Below are 12,988 nucleotides of genomic sequence, written 5' to 3'. Positions count from 1 at the left end.
GGGATTATATCGCAGGAAGCGGCTTATGACACTGCGGCATCCGTCGTAGACGTAGCCGACAGGATGTGGTGATGCTCCAGAGCAGAAGAGTCGTCGTTGCGTGCCGCCAGCAATGCCTTGCGCATGATGGTGTTGGCAATGCGCGGCACACCGCCGCTGGCATGCCAGACTGTTTCGACAATCTTGGGGTCGAGCAGAGTCGTGGGGTCTTCGCCAGCTCTGTCAAGCCGGTCGTTCAGGTAGGCAAGAATCTGACTGCGGTTAAATGGCTGAATCTCGTGGTTTGCCGTGCGCAGGTCTGCCAGCGGTTTTAGTGCTGTGGCGTCCAGAAGTTGTTCCAGTTCCGGTTGTCCAAACAGGACGGCTTGTGTCGTACCTGAGTCCGGCTCGGATGTCGTCAACCAGCGCAATAACTGGCGAAGAAACTCTTCCGGCAGTGCCTGTGCTTCATCCAGTAGCAGCACAGTACGGCGCTGTCTGGATGGCGTTCTCAACAGATCTTTGATCAGGGCATCATCGAAGTCCTGTTCCGGGCAGGGCAGGTACAGTGCTCTGAATCGGCTTTTGTGAGACTTCAGGCTATTCAGTAGCTTGCGGCAAAGCATGGTTTTACCCAGGCCCGGCTCTGCGATCACCGTCTGCAATGGGGCACCATCAATGATGGACTGTAGCAGAGAGTTGAATATCTGCTGGCAACCATGCCCGCCCCAGAACATGCGCTGGTCTGGCGTATCGCTAAAGGGTGCCATTGTGTCATTTAATGAATCGTGATTCATGAGCCGAATTATAGATGCATGTTGAGTCTTCAGGCTAATGCAGAGCGGTATGCTTTTCAAGCTCAAAAGATTAAACAGGTGCTAATGTTTTCCCGAATATAGCCGTTATCTTAGGCATAATAAATTGATGCCTGCGTCGTGCGCAGGCCAAGGGCAATTAACTGCAGGAACCTGTCATGTTCAGTAAATTTACCATCCGTACCCGCATGGGGCTTATCGTCTTTATCAGCGTACTCGCCATCATCGGGTTGAGTGTAACTTTGTTGCTGCAAGCGCGAGAACGCTTCATGGACCAGCTGCGCGAAGGCAGTGTCAATCAGGTACAGATGATTCATGAGGCGTTAAGCGGGCTGAATGCCCAGGTTCGTGCCGGCAGCATGACAGACGCTGAGGCAAAGCGGCTGGGTCGCTTCATGATCAACAATACCATGGTTGATGAGCGTAATTATCTGCTTCTGTATCATCGCCTGGGCCAGATTCTTGCTCATCCGCTACGCAATGTGGACAGTGCGCTGGATACCGACGCGCAAGTCAGACAGGCAATGCAGAACGCCAGTACAACAGAGGAAGAGCGCATGCGGGATCTGGGTTATCGCGACCCGACTCCAACCATGACCGCCATCATTGAGCGTTATACCGGCCCTGATTACACTGGTTTCGCAGAGTATCTGTATTTCCCAGAACCCTTGTTTGGTCATCGTTTCCTGACGTTCACTGATGATCCACTGGCGCACCCCGAGGCAGAAATCAAAACAGTTTATGCCGAACTTTTTGAGCCCTGGGGCTGGGTCATCATTCATGGCCTGTATGAAGACGATATCAGCGCCGAGTTTAATTCCTGGGCGATGAGTTCTGCCGCTATCATTCTGGTTATATTGTTGGTGCTGGTTGCAATTGCCTATTTCCTGTCTGCATCCATCACTCAGCCATTGAGTAAAGCTCAGGCCTACATGCAGGACATTGCGCAGGGCTCCGGAGATCTCAGTCGCCGACTGGCAGACGAAGGCGATGATGAGCTTTCGCAACTGGGTGGCAGCTTTAACACCTTTGTTGGCAAGCTGGCTGATATCATACGGCAAGTGTTGTCGACGAATGCTGAAGTTACCGATAAGTCGTCACAGTTTTCTGACATGATCCAGCGCACGGCGGGACGGTCGGCCTCGCAACTGGAGGAGACCGAGTTGCTGGCTTCATCAACTACCGAGCTGTCGTCATCACTGGCGGATGTTGCTGAAGGTGCGCAAACCAGTGTTACTGCAGCCAGTGAAGCCAATGGCGCCACACAGAAAGCCACTGCAGCGGTTTCCAGTACCCGCACGTCGGTCGAGAAACTGTCCGGCTCGTTGACCTCGATTCAGCAGCAGGTTCACGACATGCGGGACCACAACGAGAAAGTGCACTCAGTACTGGAAGTGATCGAAGGTATCGCGGAACAGACCAACCTGCTGGCACTGAACGCTGCCATCGAGGCGGCGCGAGCCGGCGAACAAGGGCGTGGTTTTGCGGTCGTGGCCGATGAGGTGCGCAGCCTGGCGCAGAAAACCCAGGCCTCCACGCTGGAAATCAATACCATTATTCAGAATCTGCAAAACAACACGGCACAGATCGTGTCCGCCATGGATCAGGGTGTCAATCTGTCCAAAGAATGCGTAGGGTCCGCCAATTCCGCCAACGAACTGCTGGACTCGGTGCTGACATCGGTGTCTTTGATTTCAGAGCGCAGTCGGGATATCGCCAGTGCCGTGAAGCAGCAGTCTGACGTTACCGATGGTATTGCCAAGAGCAGTGTCAAGATCGCGGCAGATGGCCGCCTGAATACAGAAGACTACCTGAAGTGCAAACAGTTCCACGAGGAGATCGACGCCTTGTTGAGTGCACTGGATGGTCTGGTCAGCCAGTTTAAACTGGGAGATGGGGCACGGCGCTGATACGCGCCGCAGTCATCACGGGTTAGTTATTGTGATCTGTCGGAGCGCTCCGCGCTGGCGCTCGCCGGCACCGCTGACTACCTCCAGTGCCAATTGGTAACGGCCGTTGGCAAACTGGCTGGTATCCAGCACAAACTCGAATCCAAGATTGGGCGCACCCGGGTCGTCATGGGCGCCGCGTATGTCAACAACATCGTTACGTGCTATCGAACGCTGTGTCTCACCAACGACGTTGCCATTGAGTAAAATACGTATGCTGCCAACACCCATGTTGGTGTTGGTGGCCCAGCCGCTGACTGCCTGTTGCCCGGAAATGACGGCGTCATCCTCGGGTTGGTCCAGCCATAAATGACTGGGTTTCGGGCAATCAGTCCCGCTGTCGCCAGCGCCCGCCTGAATATTCCTGCCAAGATAGAAGCTGAAGATCTTGTCGCCCTGATAAAGGAATAACTGGTTTAATAGTGTGAGTTCCTCAAACAGGCTACAGGCGCGGTCCATAACCGCCAGTTTCTCATTAATATCCAGCGTACTGTCTTCGGTAATAAACAGCGCCTGTTCACCCTCCAGCTGGCGCAGGCCGGCTTCATCTTTCTGCCAGATCGCGTATTGTGCGTAACGTCCGTCGCGAATGGTTTTATCCTGATCAATAGTGAATGCGCGAGCTGCCGGCAAGGCGAAAGCGATTTGCGCACTGGTGTAATAGTTGTCGCTAACAATCAGGGTGTCGCTGGGCAGACCCTGAGTGCGCTGCAGCGTGCCGACATGTTCCGTCAGTGGCTGCCAGCCGGCCATTTTATTGGAGAGCACACCGGTCCCTATCAAGGCCTGCAACTGCTGATTGAATCCCTGTGAGCCGATGCCAATAAACAGCAGTAGCGTGCCAACCAGACCGGTCAATGGAATTACGCGCACGATGCGCCGGCCGCGTTGCGGCTGCCAGCGAGCATTTAACCAGGTTTTTACTGATGAAAGGGCTAACGGCGCAAACACCAGAAGTGGTACGTAGCCAGACAATGGCCAGTGCAGCGTCGTTCGGGTGGTGTCGCTCCAGGGGGCCAATAACAGGTACACACCAAGATTGGTGGCCGCGAATGCGGCAAACAGGCCGGCACGGGTATCGCCTGCACGCGCTTTCTGAAGTAGCTGCCACAGCGTAAACCACAACAGCGCATACATTAAGGGTGTCACGATAGTGGCCTGAATGAAGGGGTGCAACAGGCCCTCAATCTGAAACTGCCACGGGTGGCGACTGAGCAGGTGGTAGTCGAGACCACTGAGGTCATGCACCAGATTAAAACTCAGTGCCGGGTATAAACCCGTCGCGGCGATCACGCCGGCCAGCCAGAGTCTGCCGCTGCGCCAGTAGTGCCAGTGACTGCGGCTGAGCAGCATGAATATGAGCGCAGCCAGCACGTACAGAGAAAATCGATAGTGTGTGCTCAAGCCAAGGGCGGCGGTGAGACCTGCGAACAACCACCAGCGCCACTGACCCTTGCGGGTCGCGCGCTCAAGGCTGCCAATGAACAGCAGGCCCCAGAAAATCAGGGGTACGTCTGGCACCGCGAGCAGACCCAGAAATGCGGCCATGGGAAGACAGAATGTCAAAACGGCCGATGTCAGCGCCTGTTGCTGACTGGTCAGCGGGCGAGCCAGCCAATACACCAGCATGGGAACGCTACAGCCCATGACCAGAAAGATGGCGCGTACGGCAATCGCGTGGTGACCCAATAGCTCGGCACCGGTGCCGGCAAGCAGTGCCGCCATAAAAGGAAGATCACTGTATGCAAATGCCGGAAACTGCCAGGATTGCCAATAGAAAATTTCATCGCTGTACAGTTCAAGCCGCGTTGCCAGAAAAATCTTGATGGCTGTTGTCAGTAACGCCAGCGATACCAGAATAATCAGTGCCCGCTGTGCTGGCTGGTTTAATGCTTCAATGCGTTGCGTTGGCATGGTCGTGCTCGATGGAGTGCGCGTCAGTGACCGGCATTATATGAATCAGCGTCAGGAAGTAAAACAAAAAGGCGGTCACCAGGGGTGGAGGTGGGGCGCTCATCCATGTTCTAATCCCTGCAACCGTTTTTTTGTGACCAATACATGTACGCCTGTATCGACCTAGGATCTAACAGCTTTCATCTCCTGATTGCCCGCTGGCATGAGGGAAGTTATGACATTGTTGAGCGATTCAGCGAAAAGGTACAGCTGGGTGAAGGCCTGGTTGCTGGCGGCATGATCACCCCGGCAGCGTTTGAGCGGGGGCTGTCCTGCCTGGATACGTTCGCAAAAGCGCTGGCACGTTATCCCATTGAACATTGCTGGGCAGTGGGGACCAATGCGCTGCGCACGGCTGCCAACGCTGAGCAGTTTTTGGCCAGGGCCCGCAAGAAAGGTTTTGTGATTGATGTCGTGCCTGGCCTTGATGAAGCCGCTTTGGTCTATGCCGGCGTTATCTCGGCCCTGCCGTCAGATGACGTTTCCCGACTGATCATTGATATTGGTGGCGGCAGCACTGAACTGGTGGTGGGAGCAGGTCAGCATCGCCTGCAATCCCACAGCATGGCAATAGGCTGTATCAGCTGGCGCGACTTATGGTTTAGCGACCTGCCCCAGTCAGAGGCGGCCCTGTCGCAACGACTTGATGATGCGGCGGAGGCGTCTGCCGGGATTTTCGCCGGTGTAGCCGGTGAATTGGCGACAACCCCATGGCAAGAGGCATATGCGTCATCTGGCACGGCCAAGATGCTGAGTGCAGTGTGCGCGTACAAGAGCCAAGCGCAGAGGACAACACCGGGTGTCAGCCTGGCGTCATTGCAGGCGCTCAAGACTGACGTCATGCGAACTGTGCTGGAGCCTGGATATTCGCTGCCCGGATTAAAAAACGGGCGGAGGGAGCTCATTCTTCCCGGGTGGGCGGTCTTGAATGGTTTTATGACTGCTTGTCAGGTATCAGAACTGCAATTCAGCCCGTCTGCATTACGTGAAGGCATGTTGCACTACCTGGCGCAGGCCTCCATCAGAGGCGAGTCGCCATTGCATGTGTTGCGAGCGCAGTGAGTAGAAGTGACTGCACGCCGTCCGGTGACTCATCAGGGCCGGGCTCATTTTTACGGTAAGTGCCGTCTGCCAGCAGCTCCCAGCTTTGCTGGCGATCCGCCAGGTACATCTCCAGTTCCTCCAATATTCGGGTAGCCGCTTTTTTCTTCAGGATAGGGAAGGCAATTTCGATGCGTTGCTGCAGGTTGCGTTCCATCCAGTCTGCACTGGAGCAGTACATGGAGGTGCTACTGTTGGCAAAGTAATACACCCGGGAGTGCTCCAGAAAGCGGCCAATGACAGAGATCACGCGGATATTGTCGGAGACACCGGGTACTCCCGGTTTCAGGCAGCAAATGCCGCGAACGATCAGGTCAATCTGAACACCTGATTGCGATGCGCAATAAAGCTCACGAATGATGGCTGGGTCAGTCAGCGAATTTATCTTGGCTATTATTCTGGCGGGCTTACCTTCCAGGGCTGCCTGCTTTTCCTGCTGGATAAGCTGAATCAGGCCTTTCATCAGGCGGAAGGGCGCATGCAGAATGACTTCTGGTGAAATCTTTTTGCCCATGCCGGTAATCTGTTGAAATACTTTGTGTATATCCGAGCATACCACTTCGTCACAGGTCATCAGACTGTAGTCAGTGTACAGCAATGAATTTTTGCGATGGTAGTTACCAGTGCCCATGTGCGCATATCGCTTCAATCGACCATTCTCCCGGCGAACGATCAACAGCATTTTTGCATGCGTTTTGTAACCCATGACGCCATAAACAACAACCGCGCCGGCTTCCTGCAGGATACTGGCAAACTGGATGTTTTCTTCTTCGTCAAAGCGCGCGCGCAGTTCGATGACAACGGTCACTTCCTTGCCGTTGCGGGCGGCTTCAGCCAGTGCCTCGACCAGCTCTGACGATTCGTTGGTGCGATAGAGGGTCTGCTTGATGGAAATCACGCCAGGGTCTTTTGCGGCCTGTCGCGCCCAGTCAATGATGGGAATAAAGGATTGAAACGGATGCAGCAGTAACTGATCTTCGCGCGTCACCGCGGTAAAGATACAGTTGCCTTCTTCCAGTGCTGGTGGCGTGCCCGGCGAAAAGGGCGGGAAGCGAAGTTCAGGACGGTTGACCATCGCGGTCAGGGCCATCAGTCGCTGCAGATTAACAGGGCCATCCAGGCGGAACAGTTCTTCTTCGGTCAGGTTGAAACGTTCAAGCAAAAAGTCGGTCAGCTCCGAGGGGCACCCGGCACCTACCTCAAGCTTTGCGGCAGCACCAAAGCGGCGCAGGTGCAACTCACCTTGCAAGGCACTGGCAACATCCTCAACTTCAACATTGCTCATTTCCAGGTCGGAATTTCGGGTGACCCGGAACTGGTGGCATTCCTTGACTCGCATGCCGGGGAAAAACTCTTCCACATGGGCATGGATGACAGATGACAGGAAAATGAAGTTGTCACCTTCGGGCATGATGTGCGTGGGTATCTTGATCAACCGCGGCAAGGCCCTGGGGGCCGGCACAATGGCAAGGCCACTGTCACGACCGAAAGCGTCTTTGCCTTCCAGGGACAGAATGAAATTCAGGCTTTTGTTGACCAGGCGCGGGAATGGGTGCGCCGGATCCAGCCCGAGTGGGCTGATGACGGGCAGCACTTCATTACGAAAATAGTCCTGCGTCCAGGCTACCAGATTATCATCCCATTCATGGCGATACAGGAAACGGATGTTCTGTTCGGCCATGGCCGGCAACAACTCTTCATTCAGGATACGATACTGTTCCTGCAAGGCAAGCCGGACCTGCTCATGCAATTCACTCAGAATTTCCTGGGGATACTTGCCGTCGGGGCCGGGACGCTGGCGGCCAAACCCCAGTTGTTTCTTAAGCCCGGAAACTCGAATCTCATAAAATTCATCCAGGTTGGAGCTGAAAATCAGCAAAAACATCAATCGTTCCAGCAAAGGGTGCTGCTGGTTCTTTGCCTGCTCAAGAACGCGCAGGTTGAACTGCATGTAGCTCAACTCGCGGTTCAGGTAATATTCACTGGCACTGAGATCGATATCCGCTGCCACGGCAGGGCAACCGGGCGTTTCAGGCCCGGGATTTGCGTCTGTAAGTGTGACCTTGGATGGCTGACTGCTGCTCATTGCTCTTACCTTGACGAACGCGATTCGCTATTCTATATCAGCTCGATGCTGATTACATGGCTTTCCATGTGACAGTTTCTTGAAATCGGCAGGAGGCTGACCGGTTTACCGGCGCCTGGCTGGACTGTCATTTAATTGTCACATAAGATCTGTATTGTACTGGTGCCGGAGAGTAAGCTTCGCCACAAGCCCCGCAAGGAATCCTTTGATATGAAAACAGATGCAGGTGTTCACGGTCACCATATTTCACAACAGTTCAATCAGGAGCTGGAAGAGATAAAAAGCAGTATGCTGGAGATGGGTGGTCTGGTCGAGCATCAGCTCGGCGATGCGCTGTCGGCTCTGATTTCCGCTGACAGTGACCTGGGCACAACTGTTCGTGCCAAAGATGATGCCGTCAATGATATGGAAATCAACATTGATGAAGCCTGCAATCGAATTCTGGCGCGCAGGCAGCCGGCCGCCAGTGACCTGCGCCTGGTGCTGGCCATTATCAAGGCGACCAATGACCTGGAGCGTATCGGCGATGAGGCTGCGAAAATTGCGCGTCTGGCCATAGAGTTGGCGGATCAGGGCGATTCATCCAAAGGGTACGTAGAAATTCGTCACATTGGTGAGCGTGTCCGCCACATGGTCAATATGGCGCTGGACGCATTTGCCCGCTATGACGCTGAGGCAGCGCTGGCAGTGGCCCGTGAAGATGTCAGCGTTGACCTTGAGTATGGCACTGCCATGCGGGAAATGATCACCTACATGATTGAAGATCCGCGCAGTATCACCCGGGTACTGAATGTGATCTGGGCATTGCGCTCACTTGAACGTGTTGGCGATCACGCCAAAAATATTGCTGAGCATGTTGTTTACATGGTCATGGGCACCGACGTTCGTCATGCAGGTCTGTCCGGCATGGAAGAACAGGTGAAAGCCGAACTCAAGTAACCCTCTGCACGATACCGCGATGACGCCAGCAAGGCAGGTGTTCAGCCTGCCGGGCTGCGCGAATTTGCCTGCTCCGCAGTCAGTACCCGGTCAGCAGGCAACAGGCAGCTGAATTGACTGCCATCGCCAATCTTGCTGGCAATGTCCAGGCGTCCACCATGCCGTGCCAGCACATGCTTCACAATCGCCAGTCCCAGGCCCGTGCCGCCGGTATCGGTGGAGCGGCTCTCGTCGACACGATAGAAGCGTTCCGTCAGCCGGGGGATGTGATGTGCCTCAATGCCCGGGCCGTTATCGGTCACCTTGATGGTCAGGCCGTCGCGGGTGGTGTAGGCGTTGAGTGAGATATTGCCGCCTGCCTGCGTGTATTTGGCGGCATTAATAGTCAGGTTGGAGATCGCACTGTATAGCTCATTGATGTTGCCCCGGATATAAATGTCCGGGTCACAGTCGAGCTGGAAAACCTGTTTTTTGTCCTGGCTTACCTGTTCAGCATCCTGTTTTATTTCACGCAGCAGTGACTGCAGCTGCACAGCAGACAGTTGTTTGGACGCGGAGCGGGTTTCCAGTTGTGACAACGTCAGCAGGTCGCGAATAATGTTCTCCATACGCTGCGATTGCTGATACATCTGCTCCAGTGGTCTGCTCCAGCGTGGTGCGATATTCTGGCGGTCGTCGAGCATGGTTTCCAGGTAGCCGGTGATGACTGTAATCGGCGTACGCAGTTCGTGCGAAACATTGCCGACAAAGTCTTTTCTCATCATTTCCAGGCGGTACAGTTGGGAGATATCGCGGACCAGCATCAAGCGCTCACCGTCGCCAAAACTGGTGATCTGGAACTCCAGCATTAATGCCGGGTTGACAGGGGAGCTCAGTTTCAACGGGCTGCTGAAATGTCCCTTGCCATAGTAGTCAATGAACTGGGGTTCACGAATCAGGTTGGTGACAGGCTGGTTGCGGTCTTTGGGGCTCTGAAACCCGAGCAGGCGTGAGGCCGCCGGGTTCCACCATTCCAGGCCGTTTTTGTTACTGATCATGACCACGGCCATTTCCAGGGCGCCAGTTGACTCCTGCGCCTTGTCAATGATGCTGCGTAGATGGGTCAGTGCGTCACGTTCGCGTCGCTGCAGCAGATAGATACCATCAAAAACGAAACCCCAGATACCGTGGCCTTCCGGCGGCGGGCTGGGTTCCGAGTTCTGGTTATCGCGCAGCCAGTTGTACAGGCGGCGCAGCTGGCGCAGATGGTAAATCAGATAAACAATGGTGCCGACCAACACAACAAGGGCTGGGGCGCCGATGAGCCAGCCGGCCAGCAACAGGGCCAGAAAGATCAACGTCAGGCGTTTCAGGGCAGATTGCCAATCGGATATCAATGGTCAGGCCTTGCAATGGATGAGTCTGGCGCGACTATAGCGAAAACGGAGGGTTCAGACCAGCGCCACTCTGGTTCCTGTTGGGTCTTTGATCAACGTTTGTCAGTCGGGTCGCGTGGAAAATCAGTCAGGTCGCGTGGAAAAGCGATAGCCGGCGCCACGGACGGTCTGTAACAGGCCTGCATAGTTTATGCCCTGGCCTGATGCCGAAGTCAGCGCCTTGCGCAGGCGGCCAATGTGAACATCGACGGTACGCTCCTCAAGATAAACGTTGGCGCCCCAGACCTGATCCTGGATGTGATCCCGGGAAAACACTTTTTCGGGATGGGTCATAAAGAAGTTGAGCAGCCGGTATTCGGTGGGTCCCATGTCGACGGCATGGTCGTTCAGCGTGACGCGGTGACTGGCCGGGTCTAGCTCCAGATCAAAAACCCGAATGGGTTTGTCCCTCAGATTCCCTGAGCTGCGACGCAATACGGCTTTAATTCTGGCGACCAGTTCCCGGGGTGAAAATGGTTTGGTAACGTAGTCGTCAACGCCGACATCCAGCCCCTGAACCTTGTTATCTTCACTGGTTTTGGCGGTCAGCATGATGATGGGAATGTCGGCAGTCAGCTCCTCACGTTTCAGACGGCGAGCCAGTTCGATGCCGCTACCCCCTGGTAGCATCCAGTCAAGCAGGACCAGATCCGGCCGCTTGTCGACAATATTGACATGTGCTTCCAGCGCGGTTTCAGCAACCATGCTTGAATATCCGGCGGTGTCCAGTGCGATCCCGATCATGTCGCGGATTGCGGCTTCGTCGTCGACAATCAGAATAGTCTGTTCGTTGGTCATACGTTGCTACCTTGGCGTTAATTGCTGTAGCGTATTAAAGCAGTGAAATATTACATTTTCATGACAATATAGCAGCATAACACTGCCGGCATTGAGCCAAAGTAACGATTTGTGCGTCTGTGTGAGTGTAGTCACAGCGTGCCGATATCAATACCGCTCAGGACTCATGTATACTGCGTCGCGTGAACCCACAAGGTTGCATAATCACCCACAGTGCAGGTTACTCTAGCTGCAGCAAAAAAGAAGTTAAGGAGAGACCATGGACAACAAGTCAGTTAAAGTTTTGAGTCTTGCTATTGCGCTGGGAGCGCTTGGCATGTCAGCACAGTCGGCAGTTGCGGACGAGGACCGGTTTTACATCACACCGGGTGTGCAATGGATGGATTTTGATAGTGAGCGGCAGTCCGAAGATGAGTTTGGTTACACGGTCGGCCTGGGCTACGGGCTGAGTGACAACCTTGCCCTGGAGCTGAGTCATGCCAACATCAAGATGAATACGCTGGCCGGACTGGAGCGGCTGCGCAGCATTCGTCTGGATGCGATCTACAAACTGGATAATTCGGTTGGCGTATTGTCACCATTTTTCGCCACCGGCCTTGGTCATACCCATTTCCATTCTAACGACGACACCACGCTGAATGCGGGTGCCGGTCTTAGCTATCGCTTCAATGACCGAGTCGAATGGCGTGCTTCTGCGCGTACATTCTATGGCTTTGATGATGGCACTTACGATTTTGGTATTGATACCGGGCTGGTTTTCCATCTCGGGTCGTCGCGCACAGCAGCGCCAGTTGCACCAACACCAGCGCCTGCGCCCGCCGTGGTTGATAGCGATGGCGATGGTGTACCTGATGATCGTGATGCCTGCCCCGATACACCGCGCACGTACGCGGTCGATGATCGGGGGTGTCCAATCATGATTGAAGAAGTGGCGCGCATTGAGCTGAATGTTGAGTTCGAGTTCGACAAGTCCGAAGTGCGACCAGCATATTTCGATGAAATCCGTCGGGTCTCCGACTTCATGGATGCCAACGAAGATACGGTTGCCGCCCTCGGCGGTCATACCGACAGCGTTGGTACGGAAGCGTATAATCAGGAGCTGTCCCAGCGTCGTGCGGCAGCAGTTCGTCAGGTGTTGATCGAGCGGTTTAACATCAGTCCTGCGCGTATTACGTCAAATGGATACGGTGAATCACAACCTGTGGCAAACAATGCTACGGCCGCAGGTCGTGAGCGCAATCGCCGCGTGGAAAGTGTGCTGTCCTCTACGGTTCAGCGCCCACAAATGCGCGATTGATGTAACGCTTGTTCCGTAAAATGAACTCCCTGTCGTCCTCTGGGCGGCAGGGAGTTTTTTATTGCTACAGCTAATCTGAATATGATTAACTGTCAGGCAGAGGACATGAGTTGACTGCGACACAATTTTCAAACTACAGGGCTGATGCTGATCTGCCATGGCGCCAGATAAAACAGCACTGGTCACCGCCATCACCCATCTGGCGACAATGCCTGCTTGACCCGGGTTCCCTTACCAGTCGCCTGCAGGCGCTGAGTGGAGGCGCATTCAGGGTGAGGGTTCTGGACGAAGGTTGGATCCAGGGCAGTCATCAGACGATATCAGTGTTTGGTAAACGCCAGGCGACACAAATGATGTGGTCCCGTCGTGTGCTGCTGTGCGGGCACGGTCGGCCCTGGGTTGCCGCACACTCTCTCATTCCATGCAGCAGCGTACAGGGCTCACTGCGTCAGTTGGTGCGCTTGCGCGATCGCCCTCTGGGCGGCTTTTTGTTTCGTCATCCGCAATTGCGCCGGGATGAGCCTGAGCTGGTGCGTTTTTCGGATCATTGGGGGCGGCGGTCGGTTTTTCATCTGCAAGGTAAATCACTGCTGGTTGCCGAATTTTTCCTTCCCGCGCTGATTGAGCAGATCAACACCCTCGAATGTCGCGATTAA

The 12,988-nt window shown here is 54.7% G+C and carries 11 protein-coding genes; 5 read left to right on the top strand and 6 right to left on the bottom strand.

What is annotated here, in order from left to right:
- Window positions 1–23: 23 nt before the first annotated feature.
- Window positions 24–749 (bottom strand): ExeA family protein, encoded by a 726-nt coding sequence (locus tag PHACT_RS14115; protein ID WP_070118899.1) that lies wholly within the window; start codon window positions 747–749, stop codon window positions 24–26.
- 203 nt (window positions 750–952) lie between these two features.
- Here PHACT_RS14115 and PHACT_RS14110 point away from each other — a divergent pair, with 203 nt between their 5' ends.
- Window positions 953–2,704 (top strand): methyl-accepting chemotaxis protein, encoded by a 1,752-nt coding sequence (locus tag PHACT_RS14110; protein ID WP_070118898.1) that lies wholly within the window; start codon window positions 953–955, stop codon window positions 2,702–2,704.
- Window positions 2,705–2,719: 15 nt separating this feature from the next.
- Here the strand turns inward: PHACT_RS14110 and PHACT_RS14105 are convergent, their stop codons facing one another.
- Together PHACT_RS14105 and PHACT_RS16650 are read right to left on the bottom strand one after the other, a co-directional pair.
- Window positions 2,720–4,657 (bottom strand): ArnT family glycosyltransferase, encoded by a 1,938-nt coding sequence (locus PHACT_RS14105; RefSeq protein WP_070118897.1) that lies wholly within the window; start codon window positions 4,655–4,657, stop codon window positions 2,720–2,722.
- A complete protein-coding gene (locus tag PHACT_RS16650) occupies window positions 4,638–4,760 on the bottom strand; it encodes a hypothetical protein (protein ID WP_281201752.1) in 123 nt (40 codons plus the stop codon). Before PHACT_RS16650 ends, PHACT_RS14105 begins: the two co-directional genes overlap by 20 nt.
- Window positions 4,761–4,801: 41 nt before the next feature.
- Between PHACT_RS16650 and PHACT_RS14100 the strand changes: the two genes are divergently transcribed.
- Window positions 4,802–5,758 (top strand): Ppx/GppA phosphatase family protein, encoded by a 957-nt coding sequence (locus PHACT_RS14100; protein ID WP_070118896.1) that lies wholly within the window; start codon window positions 4,802–4,804, stop codon window positions 5,756–5,758.
- On the opposite strand, the gene ppk1 is transcribed toward PHACT_RS14100, so the two are convergent.
- On the bottom strand, window positions 5,718–7,883 hold the full coding sequence (ppk1, locus tag PHACT_RS14095) for a polyphosphate kinase 1 (RefSeq protein WP_070118895.1): 2,166 nt from the start codon (window positions 7,881–7,883) through the stop codon (window positions 5,718–5,720). The genes PHACT_RS14100 and ppk1 overlap by 41 nt on opposite strands.
- A gap of 210 nt (window positions 7,884–8,093) precedes the next feature.
- Between ppk1 and phoU the strand changes: the two genes are divergently transcribed.
- A complete protein-coding gene (gene phoU / locus PHACT_RS14090) occupies window positions 8,094–8,822 on the top strand; it encodes a phosphate signaling complex protein PhoU (protein WP_070118894.1) in 729 nt (242 codons plus the stop codon).
- Between the two features lie 41 nt (window positions 8,823–8,863).
- Here phoU and phoR read toward each other — a convergent pair whose 3' ends face one another.
- Together phoR and phoB are read right to left on the bottom strand one after the other, a co-directional pair.
- Window positions 8,864–10,198 carry a phosphate regulon sensor histidine kinase PhoR gene (phoR, locus tag PHACT_RS14085; protein WP_070118893.1) on the bottom strand — a complete coding sequence of 445 codons (1,335 nt, stop codon included), beginning with the start codon at window positions 10,196–10,198 and terminating at the stop codon, window positions 8,864–8,866.
- A gap of 123 nt (window positions 10,199–10,321) precedes the next feature.
- Window positions 10,322–11,035: a phosphate regulon transcriptional regulator PhoB gene (gene phoB / locus PHACT_RS14080; RefSeq protein WP_070118892.1), complete on the bottom strand. Its 714-nt coding sequence runs from the start codon at window positions 11,033–11,035 to the stop codon at window positions 10,322–10,324.
- Window positions 11,036–11,294: 259 nt separating this feature from the next.
- Between phoB and PHACT_RS14075 the strand changes: the two genes are divergently transcribed.
- Together PHACT_RS14075 and PHACT_RS14070 are read left to right on the top strand one after the other, a co-directional pair.
- A complete protein-coding gene (locus PHACT_RS14075) occupies window positions 11,295–12,332 on the top strand; it encodes an OmpA family protein (RefSeq protein WP_070118891.1) in 1,038 nt (345 codons plus the stop codon).
- Between the two features lie 110 nt (window positions 12,333–12,442).
- Window positions 12,443–12,988, top strand: coding sequence for a chorismate--pyruvate lyase family protein (locus PHACT_RS14070; protein WP_169819486.1), 546 nt, complete (start codon window positions 12,443–12,445; stop codon window positions 12,986–12,988).

Source organism: Pseudohongiella acticola (genome assembly GCF_001758195.1).
In the GTDB taxonomy this organism is placed as follows: Bacteria; Pseudomonadota; Gammaproteobacteria; order Pseudomonadales; family Pseudohongiellaceae; genus Pseudohongiella; species Pseudohongiella acticola.
This window is presented reverse-complemented; position numbering and strand designations above follow the sequence as displayed.

Bases quoted from the DNA above. Each gene is read 5' to 3' on its own strand.
- PHACT_RS14115 (WP_070118899.1), bottom strand. From the start codon at position 749: ATGGCACCCTTTAGCGATACGCCAGACCAGCGCATGTTCTGGGGCGGG.
- PHACT_RS14110 (WP_070118898.1), top strand. From the start codon at position 953: ATGTTCAGTAAATTTACCATCCGTACCCGCATGGGGCTTATCGTCTTT.
- PHACT_RS14105 (WP_070118897.1), bottom strand. From the start codon at position 4,657: ATGCCAACGCAACGCATTGAAGCATTAAACCAGCCAGCACAGCGGGCA.
- PHACT_RS16650 (WP_281201752.1), bottom strand. From the start codon at position 4,760: ATGAGCGCCCCACCTCCACCCCTGGTGACCGCCTTTTTGTTTTACTTC.
- PHACT_RS14100 (WP_070118896.1), top strand. From the start codon at position 4,802: ATGTACGCCTGTATCGACCTAGGATCTAACAGCTTTCATCTCCTGATT.
- ppk1 (WP_070118895.1), bottom strand. From the start codon at position 7,883: ATGAGCAGCAGTCAGCCATCCAAGGTCACACTTACAGACGCAAATCCC.
- phoU (WP_070118894.1), top strand. From the start codon at position 8,094: ATGAAAACAGATGCAGGTGTTCACGGTCACCATATTTCACAACAGTTC.
- phoB (WP_070118892.1), bottom strand. From the start codon at position 11,035: ATGACCAACGAACAGACTATTCTGATTGTCGACGACGAAGCCGCAATC.
- PHACT_RS14075 (WP_070118891.1), top strand. From the start codon at position 11,295: ATGGACAACAAGTCAGTTAAAGTTTTGAGTCTTGCTATTGCGCTGGGA.